18 protein-coding genes and 1 pseudogene are annotated in these 15454 nt (G+C 73.6%); 9 read left to right on the plus strand and 10 right to left on the minus strand.

The features are described 5' to 3' along the window. Position 1 precedes the first annotated feature (1 nt). From OG946_RS16285 to OG946_RS16300, 4 genes are read left to right on the plus strand one after another with little or no spacing between them, the layout of a single operon-like run. Positions 2-1288: a beta-ketoacyl-[acyl-carrier-protein] synthase family protein gene (locus OG946_RS16285; RefSeq protein WP_326796824.1), complete on the plus strand. Its 1287-nt coding sequence runs from the start codon at positions 2-4 to the stop codon at positions 1286-1288. Next, complete coding sequence (locus OG946_RS16290; RefSeq protein WP_442814384.1) at positions 1285-2604, plus strand: beta-ketoacyl synthase N-terminal-like domain-containing protein; 1320 nt, start codon at positions 1285-1287, stop codon at positions 2602-2604. The genes OG946_RS16285 and OG946_RS16290 overlap by 4 nt, the downstream gene beginning before the upstream one ends. Before the next feature lie 48 nt (positions 2605-2652). Next, positions 2653-2904: an acyl carrier protein gene (locus OG946_RS16295; RefSeq protein ID WP_326796825.1), complete on the plus strand. Its 252-nt coding sequence runs from the start codon at positions 2653-2655 to the stop codon at positions 2902-2904. A 1-nt stretch (position 2905) separates the two neighbouring features. Then, on the plus strand, positions 2906-3382 hold the full coding sequence (locus OG946_RS16300) for an SRPBCC family protein (RefSeq protein WP_326796826.1): 477 nt from the start codon (positions 2906-2908) through the stop codon (positions 3380-3382). Positions 3383-3411: 29 nt separating this feature from the next. Here the strand turns inward: OG946_RS16300 and OG946_RS16305 are convergent, their stop codons facing one another. The 3 genes and pseudogenes from OG946_RS16305 to OG946_RS16315 all read right to left on the minus strand — a co-directional run bounded on the left by OG946_RS16305 (position 3412) and on the right by OG946_RS16315 (position 5781). Beyond that, on the minus strand, positions 3412-4092 hold the full coding sequence (locus tag OG946_RS16305; protein WP_326796827.1) for a CE1759 family FMN reductase: 681 nt from the start codon (positions 4090-4092) through the stop codon (positions 3412-3414). A gap of 256 nt (positions 4093-4348) precedes the next feature. Beyond that, a pseudogene (locus OG946_RS16310) lies at positions 4349-4594 on the minus strand (MarR family transcriptional regulator); the annotation flags it as partial. Continuing rightward, a complete protein-coding gene (locus OG946_RS16315) occupies positions 4594-5781 on the minus strand; it encodes a CE1758 family FMN-dependent luciferase-like monooxygenase (RefSeq protein WP_326796828.1) in 1188 nt (395 codons plus the stop codon). The pseudogene OG946_RS16310 and the gene OG946_RS16315, both read right to left, overlap by 1 nt. 248 nt (positions 5782-6029) lie before the next feature. Between OG946_RS16315 and OG946_RS16320 the strand changes: the two genes are divergently transcribed. After that, on the plus strand, positions 6030-6251 hold the full coding sequence (locus OG946_RS16320; RefSeq protein WP_326796829.1) for a hypothetical protein: 222 nt from the start codon (positions 6030-6032) through the stop codon (positions 6249-6251). 114 nt (positions 6252-6365) lie between these two features. On the opposite strand, the gene OG946_RS16325 is transcribed toward OG946_RS16320, so the two are convergent. Beyond that, positions 6366-6569, minus strand: coding sequence for a cold-shock protein (locus tag OG946_RS16325; RefSeq protein WP_047016605.1), 204 nt, complete (start codon positions 6567-6569; stop codon positions 6366-6368). Positions 6570-6992: 423 nt separating this feature from the next. Continuing rightward, positions 6993-7769, minus strand: a complete 777-nt coding sequence (locus OG946_RS16330; RefSeq protein WP_326796830.1) for a helix-turn-helix domain-containing protein — start codon at positions 7767-7769, stop codon at positions 6993-6995. An 87-nt stretch (positions 7770-7856) separates the two neighbouring features. On the opposite strand from OG946_RS16330, the gene OG946_RS16335 reads away from it, so the two are divergent. Continuing rightward, a complete protein-coding gene (locus OG946_RS16335; RefSeq protein WP_326796831.1) occupies positions 7857-8249 on the plus strand; it encodes a nuclear transport factor 2 family protein in 393 nt (130 codons plus the stop codon). A gap of 125 nt (positions 8250-8374) precedes the next feature. Here OG946_RS16335 and OG946_RS16340 read toward each other — a convergent pair whose 3' ends face one another. Both OG946_RS16340 and OG946_RS16345 read right to left on the minus strand, forming a co-directional pair. Further along, positions 8375-8995 (minus strand): hypothetical protein, encoded by a 621-nt coding sequence (locus OG946_RS16340; RefSeq protein WP_326796832.1) that lies wholly within the window; start codon positions 8993-8995, stop codon positions 8375-8377. 11 nt (positions 8996-9006) lie between these two features. After that, entirely contained in the window at positions 9007-9597 is a 591-nt protein-coding gene (locus OG946_RS16345) for an RNA polymerase sigma factor (RefSeq protein WP_326796833.1), read from the minus strand. 139 nt (positions 9598-9736) lie between these two features. Between OG946_RS16345 and OG946_RS16350 the strand changes: the two genes are divergently transcribed. Both OG946_RS16350 and OG946_RS16355 read left to right on the plus strand, forming a co-directional pair. Continuing rightward, positions 9737-10780, plus strand: coding sequence for a DUF5685 family protein (locus tag OG946_RS16350; protein WP_326796834.1), 1044 nt, complete (start codon positions 9737-9739; stop codon positions 10778-10780). A 24-nt stretch (positions 10781-10804) separates the two neighbouring features. After that, positions 10805-11389, plus strand: coding sequence for a hypothetical protein (locus OG946_RS16355; RefSeq protein WP_326796835.1), 585 nt, complete (start codon positions 10805-10807; stop codon positions 11387-11389). Between the two features lie 36 nt (positions 11390-11425). On the opposite strand, the gene OG946_RS16360 is transcribed toward OG946_RS16355, so the two are convergent. The 3 genes from OG946_RS16360 to OG946_RS16370 form a co-directional block, all read right to left on the minus strand. Next, positions 11426-12052, minus strand: coding sequence for a DUF305 domain-containing protein (locus OG946_RS16360; protein ID WP_326796836.1), 627 nt, complete (start codon positions 12050-12052; stop codon positions 11426-11428). 129 nt (positions 12053-12181) lie between these two features. Further along, the gene (locus OG946_RS16365) at positions 12182-12802 is read right to left on the minus strand and encodes a DUF6153 family protein (protein WP_326796837.1); all 621 of its coding nucleotides are present in this window, start codon (positions 12800-12802) and stop codon (positions 12182-12184) included. 77 nt (positions 12803-12879) lie between these two features. Next, a complete protein-coding gene (locus OG946_RS16370) occupies positions 12880-13293 on the minus strand; it encodes an ArsR/SmtB family transcription factor (RefSeq protein WP_326796838.1) in 414 nt (137 codons plus the stop codon). Between the two features lie 100 nt (positions 13294-13393). Between OG946_RS16370 and OG946_RS16375 the strand changes: the two genes are divergently transcribed. After that, positions 13394-15451, plus strand: coding sequence for a heavy metal translocating P-type ATPase (locus OG946_RS16375; protein ID WP_326796839.1), 2058 nt, complete (start codon positions 13394-13396; stop codon positions 15449-15451). Positions 15452-15454: the final 3 nt, after the last annotated feature.

Genomic DNA, 15454 nt, shown 5'->3' on the forward strand with positions numbered 1-15454 from the left:
CATGGACGGGCACGCGGAGAAACGCCCGGTGATCACCGGCATCGGCGTACGGGCCCCGGGCGGGGTGGGGACGGAGGCGTTCTGGAAGCTGCTGGTCTCCGGGCGCACCGCGACGCGGACGATGACCCTGATCGACCCGGCCCCGTTCCGGTCCCGCGTCGCCGCGGAGATCGACTTCGACCCGGCGGCGGAGGGTCTGTCGCCCGCGGAGGCGGAGACGTACGACAGGGCGACGCAGCTCGCGCTCGCCGCGACCCGGGAGGCGGTGCGCGGCAGCGGGCTGGACACGGCCGGGACGGACCCCGGGCGGATCGGCGTCAGCATCGGCACCGCCGTCGGCTGCACCACCAGTCTCGAGCTGAACTACCAGCGGGCCAGCGACAACGGCGCGCACTGGCTGGTCGACCACACGCGGTCGGCGGAGCAGGTCTTCGACTACTTCATCCCGTCCTCCATCGGCCGCGACGTGGCCTGGGAGACGGGGGCGGAGGGCCCGGTCACCGTGATCTCCACGGGCTGCACCTCGGGCCTCGACGCCGTGGGCTACGGGGCCGACCTCATCCGCACCGGACGGGCGGACGTGGTCGTCTGCGGCGCGACCGATGCCCCCATCTCCCCCATCACCGTGGCCTGCTTCGACGCGATCAAGGCGACCTCGCCGAACAACGACGACCCGGAACACGCGTCCCGGCCCTTCGACCGCCGGCGCGACGGCTTCGTCCTGGGCGAGGGGGCGGCGGTGTTCGTCCTGGAGGAGCTGACGGCCGCGTACCGCCGCGGGGCACGCGTGTACGCCGAGGTCCGCGGCTTCGCGACGCGGTCGAACGCGTACCACATGACGGGTCTGACCCGGGACGGCCGGGAGCTGGCCGAGGCGATCCGGGCCGCCATGCGGCAGGCGCGCTGCACGGGGGACGACCTCGGCTACATCAACGCCCACGGCTCCGGCACCCGGCAGAACGACCGGCACGAGACGGCCGCGTTCAAGCGGAGCCTGGGCATGCGTGCGTACGAGGTGCCCGTCAGCTCCATCAAGTCGATGATCGGGCACTCGCTCGGCGCGATCGGCTCGCTGGAGCTGGCGGCCTGCGCGCTGGCCATCGAGTACGGCGTGATCCCGCCCACCGCGAACTACGCGAATCCCGACCCCGAGTGCGACCTGGACTACGTGCCCAACGTGGCGCGGGAGCAGCGGGTGGACACCGTGCTCAGCGTCGGCAGCGGCTTCGGCGGCTTCCAGAGCGCGGCGGTGCTCGCCCGGCCGCCGGCGAAGGCGGCGGCGCCGTGACCGTGGCACCCGGCGCGGCGACCGCCGCGGCCGGGGAGACGGCCACCGGGGGAACCGGCACCGCGCCGCCGGGCGCCGTCGTGACCGGAGTCGGCGTCGTCGCGCCCAACGGCATCGGCACCGCCGAGTACTGGGCGGCGACCCTCGCCGGCGCGAGCGGCATCGGCGTCATCCAGCGCTTCGACGCGCGCGCCTACCCCGTGCGCGTCGGCGGCGAGGTGCTCGACTTCGACGCCGACGCCCTGCTGTCGCAGCGCATGCTGAAGCAGACCGACCGCATGACGCGCTACGCCCTGGCCGCCGCCGACTGGGCGCTGGCGGACGCCGGTCTGGTCCCGGGGGACCCGGGCCCGTCCGGCCCCGGAGCGGCCGGCCTCGGGAAGTACGACCTGGGCGTGCTGACGGCCGGCGCGTGCGGCGGCTTCGAGTTCGGCCAGCGGGAGTTGCAGAAACTCTGGGCGATCGGCCCCGAACGGGTCAGCACCTACCAGTCGTTCGCCTGGTTCTACGCGGTCAACACCGGCCAGGTCTCCATCCGCCACGGGCTGCGGGGCCACAGCTCGGTCTTCGTCTCGGAGCAGGCCGGTGCCCTCGACGCCGCGGCCCACACCGCGCGCCTGCTCCGTACGGGCACCCTCGGCGCCGCCCTGACCGGCGGCTTCGACGCCCCCCTCTGCCCGTGGGGCCTGGCCGCCCAGCTCCACACCGGACTGCTCAGCACCTCCGCAGAACCGGAGCGCGCCTATCTGCCCTTCGACACCGACGCGGCGGGCTACGCGGCCGGCGAGGGCGGGGCGCTCCTGGTGGTCGAGCGCGAGGACACGGCTCTGCGCCGGAACGCCGCCGGGATCTACGGGCGGATCGCGGGACACGCCTCGACGTTCGACCCCCGGCCCGGCTCCGGCCGGCCCCCCGCGCTGGCGGCGGCGATCACCGGGGCGCTGCGCGAGGCGCGGCTGGATCCGGCGGACGTCGACGTGGTCTTCGCCGACGCCCTCGGCGTACCGGCCGCCGACCGGGCGGAAGCGGAGGCGCTGGTACGGGTCTTCGGCCCGGCGGCCGTCCCCGTCACCGCGCCCAAGACGCTGACCGGCCGGCTCTACGCGGGCGGCGCGGCCCTGGACGTGGCGACGGCCCTGCTCTCCATACGCGATTCGGTCATCCCGCCGACCGCCGGCACCCGTTCCCCCGCCGCCGGCCTCGGCCTCGACCTGGTACTCGACGGGCCCCGCGAGACGCCGGTGCGCCACGCGCTGGTCGTCGCCCGCGGCGCCGGCGGCTTCAACTCGGCGCTGGTCCTCAGCCGTTACGGCTGACCGCGGTCCTGCCCGTACCGGACACACCACACCCCCAGGAGGTCACCCGTGTCCGAATTCACCCTCTCGCACCTCGTCGCACTGATCAGAGACTGCGCCGGAGAATCCGACGTGGCCGATCTGAACGGCGACATCGCCGACATGGCCTTCGACGAACTCGGCTACGACTCGCTCGCCCTGCTGGAACTGGCCGCCCGCATCAAGCAGACCCTCGGCGTCGAGGTCGCGGAAAGCGACATGCGGACTCCCGGGGGCACGCTCAGCCTCATCAACGAAGCAGTCTCCGGAAGGGAAGCCTGACATGGGAGCACGCACCGAACACGCCATCGTGATCGACGCCCCGGTCGACCTCGTGTGGACCATGACCAACGACGTCGAGTCCTGGCCCGATCTCTTCGCCGGCTACGCCGAGACGGAAATCCTCCGGACCACGGACAAGGGCATCGACTTCCGGATCAAGACGTGCCCGGACGCGAACGGGCGGGTGTGGGAATGGGTGTCCCACCGCGCCCCCGACCGGGAGTCCCTCACGGTCGAGGCGCACCGGATCGAGACGGGCCCCTTCGTCTACATGAAGCTGCACTGGACCTATCGCGTGACCGGCGAGGGCACCGAGTTGCGCTGGGTGCAGGAATTCGACATGAAGGACGGCGCCCCGTACGACAACGCCCAAATGACCGCGCATCTCAACGAGATGTCGGAGATCAACATGGGCCGGATCAAGGAGATCGTCGAAACGGCGCACCGCACCCGGCAGGAGGGCGCCCCCGCCGGCTGACCGCCGGGACCGGCGCCCCCGCGGGCGGGTCAGGTCGCCGGGCCGCCGGTGGCCAGGCGCATGAGGTCGGTGGTGAAGTCGACGTCCGCCGCGCTCTGTTCGGAGCGGGTGGCCTGCCCGGCGAACCGGTGCCGGTACCCGGTCCAGTTGTCCTCGGCGATCTGGCGGGGCGCGTCCGTACGCAGCAGGACGGCCAGTTCGCCCGCCGCCCGGCCGATCCGCTTGCCCAGCTCCGGGGAGCCCCAGTCCTCCGGTGCCGCGTACAGCGACGTGGGGACCGGCAGGGCGCGGAGGAAGGCGAAGAGCGGGCGGAGCTGGTCGTCGGTGACCATCGCGTGCCTGGCGGTGCCGCCGGTGGCCGCGAGGATCACCGGCACGGCGATGAGCAGGTCGTTGTCGATCAGGTCGGCGAACGACTTGAACAGGCCGCTGATCCCCGCCTTGTAGACCGGCGTGGCCGCGATCACCGCGTCGGCCCCGGCCAGCCGGGAGATCGCGTCGCTCACCGCCTCGGTGGGGAAACCGGAGACGAGGGAGCGCGCGATCTCGGTGGCCAGCGGCCCGAGGTCGAGCATCGTCACGGTGGCCGGGACGCCGGCCGCGCCCAGGGTGTCGATGCTCTGCTGCGCGATCCGGCCGGCCAGCCGGCGGGTCGACGACTCCTCGCTGACCCCGGCGTTGATGACGACGATCTTCCGCTCCGTGCTCATGCCGGTCTCCTTCGCTGTGGTCGGGCGGGACGGGGGGCGGGGCGGGGGCGGGGCGGGGGGCGGGGCGGGGGCTGGCGGCGATCAGGGCCTCCGTCAGCTCCCGCAGGGTTTCCATGGCCTGCGGGTCCAGAGCCCGCGTCATCACCTCGCGGACCTGCCGCGCGTGGGCGCGGCCCAGGGTGCGGTACGTCTCGCGGCCCCGGGCGGTGAGCGCGACGCGGCAGGCGCGGGCGTCGTCGGGGTCGTCGCGGCGTTCGACGTACCCCCGGCTCTCCAGCCGGGCGACCAGGCGCGAGACGCCGGCCTGGGTCAGCAGTGCGTCCTCCATCAGCTCGGTGATCCGGCGCCCGTCGTCCGCGTCGGACAGGGCATGCAGGACGGCGTACTCGCGCGGGAGCACGTCGCCCCAGTCGCCGGTGTACTCGAACTCGCGGGCGATCGTGGCCTGGGCCCGTAGCAGCGACTCCCAGGCCGCGACCGCGATCTGCGTGGTGTTCGCCATCACCGCACCACGGGGAACTTCGCCCGCACCTTCGGGTCGCTGTCCTGGTACGGCCTGGTGCCGGACAGGTTGTCCCCGCGGTTGGGGTTCGGCCGCGGCCGGCGCGGTTCCGCGTCCCCGTACTTGGCGGTGACGAGCGACTCGTGCGTCGGCGCGTCCGGCACGCCCTCCGCCCGGCGCGACTCCAGTTCCTTGCGCAGGACCGGCACGACCTCGGTGCCCAGCAGCTCGACCTGCTCCAGCGCCGTCTCGACCGGCAGCGCGAGGCCGTCGAGCGCGAACAACTGCCGCTGGTAGTCGCCGAAGCCCTCCTGGAAGGTGAGGACCTTGTCGATGACCTCCTGCGGGCTGCCCACGGTCAGCGGGGTGGCCTCCATGTGGTCTTCGAGCCGGGACCCGCGGAACATCGGGTAGTTCTCGAAGTACGGGCGGAAGCGCTCCACCGCGTCCTGCGACCGCCCGGCGATGAAGGACATCCCGCCCAGGCCGACGATGGCCTGTTCGGGCGTGCCGTGCTCGTAGTGCGCGTACCGCTGCCGGTAGAGGTCGACCAGCCGCTTGAAGTGGAAGTTCGGCGCCAGGATGTGGTTGGCGAAGAACCCGTTCCCGTAGTACGCGGCCTGCTCGGCGATCTCCGGCGAGCGGATGGAGCCGTGCCAGACGAACGGCGGTACGTCGTCCAGCGGTCGCGGCGTGGCGGTGAAGCCCTGCAGCGGGGTGCGGTACTTGCCCTCCCAGTCGACGACGTCCTCGCGCCACAGCCGGTGCAGCAGGTTGTAGTTCTCCAGCGCAAGCCCTACGCCCTCGCGGATGTCCTTCCCGAACCACGGATAGACCGGCACGGTGTTGCCGCGCCCCACCATCAGGTCCAGCCGCCCCTTGGCGACGTGCTGGAGCATGGCGTAGTCCTCGGCGATCTTCACCGGGTCGTTCGTGGTCATCAGCGTGACCGAGGTGCTGAGCATGATGCGCTGCGTCTGCGCGGCGATGTACGCCAGGAGGGTCGGCGGGGACGACGGGATGAAGGGGGGGTTGTGGTGCTCGCCCAGCGCGAACACGTCGAGCCCCACCTCGTCGGCCCGCTTCGCGACCCGGACGATGTTGTCGATCCGCTCGGCCTCGCTGTAGGTGCGGCCGGTCAGCGGGTCGGGTGCGATGTCACCGACGCTGAAGATCCCGAACTGCATGATCCTCTCCTCTTCACTCTGCGCGTCCGCCCGGGCGCACACCTCCCTGAACAACATGACTGCTCATGTATTCCCCGGGGCCGAGAGGGCTCCTGTGGACGGCCAGTGGATCAACGACACGCAGACCGGCGGAGAGAGATCGTGGTTCGTGGCTCAGCGCTCTCCGGGGACGAGCAGGCGGTGCGGATGCAGACGGATCACGTACGGACGGGACGCGGGCCGCCTCGGCGGCCCATACTGGGCTTCCGATGAAAAAAGCACCCGCGCCTCGGCGCCACCTGCCCACCAGCCCCTTCAATGCGCCTGTCGTCCCCGCGGTCAAGACTTTCGCGCCCGGCGACAAGGTCACACACGACCGGTACGGCCTGGGCACGATCGTCGCCGCCGAGAACGGCGTCGCGATGCTCGTCGACTTCGGCTCGTGCCAAGTCCGGGTCACCGCTCCGTACGATCAGATGGAAAAGCTCTGACGGCGCGCGGTTGAGCGGACCGGGAACCGCTTACCGGCACCGCGTACCGCACAGCAAGGGGCCGTGCCCCGCGGCACGGCCCCGTGTGGTGCGGCTTGCGCCGCGTCATCCGGATCAGACGATGCGGATGTTCTCCGCCTGGAGGCCCTTCTGGCCCTGGACGACGTCGAACTCCACCTGCTGGCCCTCGACCAGCTCACGGAAGCCCTGCGCGTCGATGTTGGAGTGGTGGGCGAAGACGTCGGCGCCGCCGCCGTCCTGGGCGATGAATCCGAAGCCCTTTTCGCTGTTGAACCACTTCACGGTTCCGTTTGCCATGGCTTGTTTCTCCTTTTTGGGGGGCATACCGGGAACATACGTGTGCATGATCCCGCGTCGCCGTGATGAATTCCCGATCCGGAGCAAGCACCGAAAAACAAAAATGCGCCCGAGGTCAAAGCCGGCAGGCGCACGCGAAACGCATGGGAACCACAACTGCAACTTATTCAGCCTAACACAGCCCATCCGAACGGCCGCGACCGTTCGGATCAGCGCGGCGGCGGGAAGCGGAGGGTGACCGTCAGGCCGCCCTGCGGGCCCGGGGTGGCGGTCAGGGCGGCCGTGTGCGCCTCGGCGATGGAGGCGGCGACGGGGAGGCCCAGGCCGTGGCCCGGGGCGGGGGCCGTGCGGTCGGGGTGAGGCGGCGGAAGGGTTCGAAGAGGGCCGGGATCTTGCCGGCGGGAACCGGTGGGCCGGTGTCGGTCACCGTCTGGTGCGGGGGTCCTCGAAGTGGGCGGCGGTCTCGGCGTCCGCCGGGTAGTACGACTCGATCGCGACCTCGGCCAGCGTGATGTCCATCGGCGTACCGAACGTGGTGATCGTGGAGAACAGCCGCAGCTCCCGCCCGTCCACGCGCAGAATCATCGGGATCACGACGTCGGACGCGACCGTCGGGCCCGGCGGGTCCGCGGCGCCCGGCTCCAGCAATTCTTCGTAGAGCGCACTGAGTTCGGGGTCGGGCGCGAGGGCGAGCTGGCGGCGGATCCGGGTGCGGAACACGGTGCGTACGTCGTCCAGGTTGACCACCAGCGGGGCGAAGCCGCGCGGGTCCAGGCCCAGCCGGACGAGGTTGACCGGCGGCCGGAGCAGGGCGGGGTCGACGCCGGCGAAGAACGGCTCGACCGCGCGGTTGGTCCGCAGGATGTTCCACCGGCGGTCGAAGGCCACCGCGGGGTACGGCTCGTGGGCGTGCAGCACCCGGGCGACCGCGGCCCCGGCCGCCGCCAGCGCCTCGTCGTCGAGCGGCCGCTCGGGATACCGGGGGGCGAAGCCGGCGGCGAGAAGCAGCCGGTTGCGGTCGCGCAGCGGCACGGCGAGCTGATCGGCGAGGCGGAGCACCATGGCGGCGCTGGGGTTGGTCTTGCCCGTCTCGATCAGGCTGACGTGGCGGGCCGAGACGTCGGCGGCGAGCGCGAGGTCGAGCTGGCTGAGCCGTCGGCGGTGCCGCCACTGCCGCAGGAGGTCACCGATGGTGTGCACGGTTCCCGAGAGTACGCACCGTGGCGTCGTACGCCATGAAATGCCATGTCATCGACAGCCGCCGCGACCGCGGAAAAACTTCGTCGCATGACCGCAGACAACAAGACCCTCGTGCAACGGGCACTCGCCGAGCTGATCGAGACGGGCGGCACCGACGGCCTCGCGCCGCTGCTGAGCGACGGCTTCGTCCACCACCGGCCCGATGCGACCATCTCGGACAAGGCGGCATGGCTCGCCGCCGTGCGCGCCGCGCTCACCCCGCTCGCCGGCATGCAAGTCGAGATCCACCACCTGCTGGCCGACGGCGACCACGTCGTCATGCACTCCCGGCGATGGCTCCCCGACGGCGGGCCGGAGATCGTGGTCGTCGACATCTTTCGCGTCGAGGACGGGCTGATCGCCGAGGGCTGGGAGATCATCGAGCCGGTGGCCCAGGCCGCCGCCCATCTGGCGTGGTGGGAGGCGCCCGCCGGGCGCTGAGCGGCCGGTCGTACGGACCAGGCGCCCCCCGGCGCCTGGTCCGTGCCCGGCGCGCTGCGCCGGACGGTCAGGGCCTGGCCGTTCCTTCCGCCGTTCGCCCGTAGGCCGCCCGCGCACCTGACCGGCTAGTCCTCGTCAGGAAGGGCCGTCGGGTTGCAGGGTGCCACGGGTCCGGTGACCAACTGAAAGCCCCAACCCATGCCGGTGATCGCGTCGCCCTGCCACTCAAGGGTTGTCTCCAGCACGAGCGTCTCCCCCGGCTTGAAGTCGGCCGGGCGGACGGTGAAGGTGTACGGGCCGTCAGCCTCGGGCGGCGGCGAGTCCTGCTTGAGCAGGAAGTCGCGGGTGGCGCTCTCGCCTCGCTCGGACTGGCACTCCTGTCCCCACTCCACATAGTCGACCTCCGCGCGCACCCCGTGCTCCTCCAACTGCCGCTCCAGCCCCTCGGCATCGGTGAACTCCTTGATGGTCGCCGTCACCGTCCCGTCGTCGTTCGTCTCGACGGCGTACGCGGCCGAACCCCCCATCGCCGGCAGGGCGACCACCGCCGCGGCGCCCGCCGCCGCCACGCCCGCCGAGGCGGTGAGCCCGGCCCACATCCGGCGGCGCGGGCGCGGCGCGCGTACGGCCACGGCCACCGGCCGGGCCGCCGCGCCCTCCTCCGCGGCGCGCGCTTCGACGACCTGCTTCAGCTCACCGAGCAGCCGCTCCTCGAAGCCGCCCATCGGGCCCTCTGACTTGCTCATGGTGGTATCTCCTACTGTCTCGGTCCGGAAGCCGCCGACACGGCCGGCGGTGAGACGGGGGCTCCGAAGTGGTCACGGACCCGGCGGCGGGCGCGGTGCAGCCGGACCCGCGCGGTAGGCGCCCGGATGCCCAGCGCCTTGCCCGCCTCGCTGACGCTCAGGCCGTCGACCGCGACGAGTTCCAGCACCGCCCGTTCGTGGGCGGGCAGTCGACTCATCGCCTCGTAGAGCGTCCTGGCCTGTGCCTCGGCGTCTATTCGCTCGTGCAGCCTGGCGATGTCGTCCCCCTCGACGAGCCGCCGCCCCGCCAGCCGCAGACCGGCGTCGCGCTCGCGCGCGCTGCGCCGCCTGTCGCCGGCCAGCACGTTGCGGGCGATGCCGTACAGCCAGGCCACCGGCGCCCCCCGGGACGGCTTGTAGCCCTCGGCCGACTCGATCGTGGCGAGGAACACCTCCGCCGTCAGATCCGCGGCACGATGCGGATCCGCGACCCGGCGTGCGATGAACCGCTCGACCGCGTCGACGTGCGCGCGGTAGAACGCCTCGAACGCCTGGGGATCCGTGCCGATCCGGCGGACCGCCTCACCCGAGCTGCTGACCATGTGTGATCCCTTCAACCCCTGCCTACATCACGCACTTGGCCGGCGGGCCCCAAAGCGTTACCGCGCGCCACCGCGGGCGAACCGTGCCGCGCGTAGCCTCGTCTTCCACTGGACACGTGGACTGCGGGAGGGGAGACGCATGTTCGGCATCATTCGGCCGTGCCGCTGCCGGCTGCCGAAGGGGCTCGCCAAGGAGTGGCTGGGGCACCTGTGCGGACTGTGCCTGGCGCTGCGCGGCCAGGGCGGGCAGGTCGCGCGGGCGGCCACCAACCACGACGGGCTGCTGATATCGGTGCTGTACGACGCGCAGGCCGCCCCGGCGGAGGGCAAGGCCGGCGGCGGCTGGCGCACCGCGGGGCCGTGCCCGCTGCGCCGGATGCGGCGGGCGGAGGTGGCGCACGGGGACGGGGCGCGGCTGGCGGCGGTGGTGTCGCTGCTGCTGGCCTCGGCGAAGATCCGCGACCACGTCGCCGACGGCGACGGGGCGCTGGCGCGGCCGGTGCTGGCCGCCCCGGCGCGGCGGGTGGCCGGGGGCTGGGAGGCGGCCGGGGCCCGGGGCGGCGCCGGGCTGGGGTTCGACACCGGGGTGCTCGTCGAGGCGGTGGAGCGGCAGCGGGAGGTGGAGGCGCTGGCGGGGCCCGGCACGTCGGTGCTGGTGGTGACCGAGCCGACGGAACTGGCGACGGGGGCGGCGTTCGCGCACACCGCGAAGCTCGCGGGCCGGCCCGGGAACGCGGCGGCGCTGGAAGAGGCCGGCCGCCTCTTCGGCCGGGTCGCGCACCTGCTGGACGCCGTACAGGACGCGGAGGAAGACCGCCGTACGGGCGCGTGGAACCCGATCACGGCGACGGCCACTCCCCCCGCCCGGGTCCGGCAGTTGTGCGACGACGCGACCCGCGGCGTGGCACTCGCCCTGGCGGACGCGGAGTTCACCGACGACCGGCTGGTCCGCGCCCTGCTGGTCGGCGAACTGGAACGGGCGGTCCGCCGCACCTTCGCCCACGCGGGCGGCGGGTTCGGCCCGCCGCCGCCGGAGTTCGTACCGCTGGGCAAGGGCGAGGAGGGGGAGAAGGAGGAAGCGAAGGAGGAGAAGCACAGCAACTGCGACTGCGGCGGCTGCGACGGCTGTGGCTGCGACGGCGACTGTTGTGACTGCTGCGGTTGCTGCGACTGCAGTTGCTAGACCGGGTGGCGGAGGGGGCTCGGGGTGATCGATCCGCGCTGGGTGTTCGTCAGTGCCGTGCTCGGGATGGCGGGCAGTGTCCGGTACGCCTTCGCCATCGTGCGCGGCACCGTGCGGCCGAACCTCGTGACGTGGTCGCTCTGGGCCGCGGTGCCGCTGATCGCGTTCTCCGCGCAGCTCGACTCCGGCGTGGGGCTGCCCGCGGTGCAGACGCTGGTGGCGGGGGCCGGGCCGCTGGTGGTCGTGGTGACCGGGGTGTGCACCCGGCGGAACCTCGCGCGGCTCGGGGCCTTCGACCTCGCCTGCGCGGTCGCCGCCTGCGCCGCGCTCGGGGTGTGGCTGGGGCTCGGCGAGGCGGCGCTGGCCGTGGTGTTCGCCGTGGTGGCCGACGCGGCGGCGGCGCTGCCGACCGTCGTGAAGGCGTGGCGCGACCCCGCCTCGGAGAACCTCCTCTTCTACGTCCTCGTCGGCACCGGCGCCACGGTGACGCTGCTGACGATCACCTCGTGGTCCCCGGCGGCCTGGGCGTTCGCGGCGTACGTCCTCACGCTGAGCGTCTCGCTGGTGGCCATCGTGTCGGGCCGGCGGCGGGCGCTGCGGTACGCGTAGGGCGGGCGCCGCGCCCGCCCTACGCGCGCACCGCGGTCAGCCCTTGTCGAGCATCGACTTCATCGCGTCGATCTCGGCCTCCTGGGAGCTGATGATCTGCCCGGCCATCTCCTTCGCCGGCGCGTACGAACCGTCCGCCTGCTCGGTCTCGGCCATGGCGACGGCACCCTCGTGGTGCTCGATCATCATCTCCATGAAGGCGGTGTCGAACGCGGCGCCCTTCGCCTTCTCCAGGCTCTTCATGTCCTCGGCGGACATCATGCCGCCGGCGGAGCCGTGCATGGAGTGGTCCATCTCGCCTTCCGCGGGGACGTCCTCGCCCCAGGAGGTGAGCCAGCCGGAGAGCGTCTCGATCTCCGGATCCTGGGCCTTCTTGATGTCCGCGGCGAGCTTCTTCACCTCGTCGGACGCGGCCCGGTCGGGCGCGAGGTCGGCCATCTCCACGGCCTGGCGGTGGTGGGGGATCATCCCCTTGGCGAAGGTGACGTCGGCGGCGTTGTGCTCCTTCTGGGAGGCGGCGGGGCTGGACGCGGAAGCGCCGCCGTGCTTGCCGTGGTCTCCCGACTCGTCGTCGTTGCCGCCGCAGGCGGCAAGCAGGAGGGCGACCGCGCCGGCGGTCGCCACCGCGGCGCCGCGGCGGAACAGGGAACGTGTGCGGATCATGACTGTGCAACTCCTTCGCGCACGCCGGTGCCGGCGCGCGGAACGTACGGATGTGAAGGCATGCGGCAGCGCGGCACCCGCCCCTGTGCGGGGCGTACGACGTCGTACGGGGATGCCGTGCGGGCGGCTCTATATCCGCAGGAGTTGCAGCTCGGACAGGTCGGGCGGCGCCCGGCCCCACACCGCCGCCGGCCCGGCGGGCGGTATGCCGGCAGCGGCAGGGGCGCCGGGTAGGGCGCCGGCGAGAGCCGGCGGCGCGTACGCAGAGGCCGTCCCGGCCGCGGCGCACGTGCTGTCCGCGTGGGCGAGATGGCCGGAGCCTCCGTCGGTGTGCGAACAGGCATCCCCCGTCGGCACGGCCACGGGAGCCCGCTCGACGGGCGGATGCGCTGCGGGCGCGTGCTGCGCCGCGAGGGCCGGGGCGGACGCCGAGGCCGGGGCGGACGCGGAAGCCGGGGCGGGCGCGGAAGCCCGGGCGGTCATGGGTGCATGCGCGGCGGTGGCCGACGCCGTCGCGGGTGCCTGGTCCTTCGCGGGGGCCGGCGCGGTCGCCGGGGCCCGTTCCGCCGTCCGGGCCTGCGCCGCCGCGCCGTGGCCCGTCTTCATGCCCGCCGCCCGCTCCGCGGCGGACGCACCGCCGGGACCCAGCGCGTGCATGCCCAGCACGCCCGCCAGCACCGCGAGCACCAGCAGCACGAACAGCCGCCCGGCGGGGCGGCTGCGCGGTCCGATGCGGATGCTCCCGGTCATGCCGCCAGCGTACGCACCCCCACCGACAGCGCGGGCACCGGTCCGGGAAGCCCTCGCGTCCCGGGCACCACTCCCGGTCACCCCCGCGCCGCGGCCGACTCCTCGTCGCGCAGGTCGTCGCGCCCGGCGGCCGCGGGGGCGCCCGTGAGGCCGAGGCGCAGGTGCTCGGTGTGGTGGAGCGCCTGGTCGAGCAGTTCGGCGACGTGGTCGTCGTAGAGCGCGTAGACGATCGAGCGCCCGTGGCGCGTGCCGGTGACGAGGCCGAGGTTGCGCAGCAGCCGCAGTTGGTGGGAGCAGGCCGACTGCTCCATGCCGACCTCGGCGGCCAGCTCCGAGACCGGCAGCGGGCCCTCGCGCAGCCGGGCGAGGATCAGCAGCCGGGAGGGGGTGGCCAGGGCCTGGAGCGTGGCGGCCACCTTCTGCGCGGTGGCGGCGTCGAGACGTACGCGCCCGCCGTCGCTCGCGCCCGGGGTGGCGGCTCCGTGACCCATGCCGTCATCGTACTGAAACCACACATGAATACCTCTTCATGCATTCCTGTATGGTGAGGCGGTCAGGCAGCTCCGCCACCCGCAGGGAGATCGCGCCGCGATGCCGCACACCCTCACGCAGCCGGACCCGCAGACCGCCCGGGCCGCCCGGACTCCGGCTCCGGCCGCCCCACCCCGCCGCCCCGGGCCCCTCTCCGTACCGGAGGCCCGCTGGGCGGCCGCGGCGCTCGCGCTGTTCCTCCTCGCCCTGCCGCTCGATCTCCTCGGCGCCCCCGCGTGGACCTGGGGGCCGCTCTACGCGCTGACGTACGCCACCGGCGGCTGGGAGCCCGGCTGGGCGGGGCTGCGGGCGCTGAAGGACAAGACGCTCGACGTGGACCTGCTCATGGTCGTCGCCGCGCTGGGGGCGGCGGCCCTCGGGCAGTTCCTGGACGGCGGCCTGCTGATCGTCATCTTCGCCGCCTCCGGCGCGCTGGAGGCGATCGCCACCGCCCGCACCGCCGACTCCGTACGCGGCCTCCTCGACCTCGCCCCCGCCATCGCCGTCCGCCTCGCGGCCGACGGCACGGAAGAGGACGTACCCACCGGGCAGTTGCGGGTGGGCGACGTGATCCTCGTCCGGCCGGGGGACCGCATCGGGGCCGACGGCCGGGTGCTCGACGGGGCGAGCGAAGCCGACCAGGCCACCATCACGGGCGAACCGCTGCCGGTGCCCAAGGAGCCCGGCGACGAGGTGTTCGCCGGCACCCTGAACGGCACCGGCGCACTGACGGTACGGGTCGAGCGCGACCCGGCGGACTCGGTGATCGCCCGGATCGTCGCCATGGTCGAGGAGGCGTCGCGGACCAAGGCGCCCACGCAGCTCTTCGTCGAGAAGATCGAACAGCGCTACTCGATCGGCATGGTGGCCGCCACGGTGGCGCTGTTCGCCGTGCCGCTGCTCCTCGGCGCGGAACTGCAGTCCACGCTGCTGCGGGCGATGACGTTCATGATCGTGGCGTCGCCGTGCGCGGTGGTGCTGGCCACGATGCCGCCGCTGCTCTCCGCCATCGCCAACGCGGGACGGCACGGGGTGCTGGTCAAGTCCGCTGTCGTCATGGAGCAGTTGGGCCAGGCCGACCGGGCGGCGCTGGACAAGACCGGCACCCTGACGGAGGGCCGGCCGCACCTCACCGACGTACGGCCCCTCGGCGGCTCGGGGATGACGGAGGACGACCTGCTCGCCCTCGCCGCGGCGGCCGAACACCCCGCGGAACACCCTCTCGCCCGCGCCGTCGTGGCCGCCGCCCGCGAACGGGCCCTGCCCGTCCCGGCCGTACGGGACTTCGCCGCCGCCCCCGGCCGTGGCGTGACCGCCACCGTCGCGGGCGCCCGCGTCATGGTCGGCAGCCCGGCGGCACTGCGCGGCGAGGACCGGGGCCCGGACCCGGTCCCGGACTCCGCCCCCGCACCGGGCGCTTCGCCGGGCTCCCCGCCGGACGCGGTGGCCGCCGCCGGGCAGACGGCCGGCGAACTGGAGGGCGAGGGACGTACCGCCGTCGTCGTCACCCGCGACGGCACGCCCGTCGGCGTCCTCGGCATCGCCGACCGCACCCGCCCCGACGCCCCCGGCACCGTCGCCGCCCTGGCGGCGCTCACCGGCGCGCCCCCGCTTCTGCTCACCGGCGACAACGCCCCCGCCGCGCACCGGCTGGCGGCCGGCGTGGGCATCGCCGCCGCCGACGTCCACGCGGGCCTGCTGCCGCAGGACAAGGCCGAGACCGTACGCGCGATGCAGTCCGGCGGCCGGCGGGTGCTGCTGGTCGGCGACGGCGTCAACGACGCCCCCGCCCTGGCCACCGCGCACACCGGCGTCGCCATGGGCCGGGCGGGCTCCGACCTCGCGCTGGAGACCGCCGACGCCGTCGTCGTACGCGACGAACTCACCGCCGTCCCCGCCGTCGTCGCGCTCTCCCGCAGGGCCCGCCGCCTGGTGGTGCAGAACCTCGTCATCGCCGGGGTGTGCATCGCCGGCCTGGTGGTCTGGGACCTGGCCTGGCACCTGCCGCTGCCGCTGGGCGTCGCAGGCCACGAGGGCTCGACGGTGCTGGTCGGCCTCAACGGACTGCGGCTGCTGCGCACCGCGGCGTGGCGGCGCGCGGCGGCCGGGGGCCGGTGAACC

The organism is Streptomyces sp. NBC_01808, from assembly GCF_035917395.1.
Classification (GTDB): Bacteria; Actinomycetota; Actinomycetes; order Streptomycetales; family Streptomycetaceae; genus Streptomyces.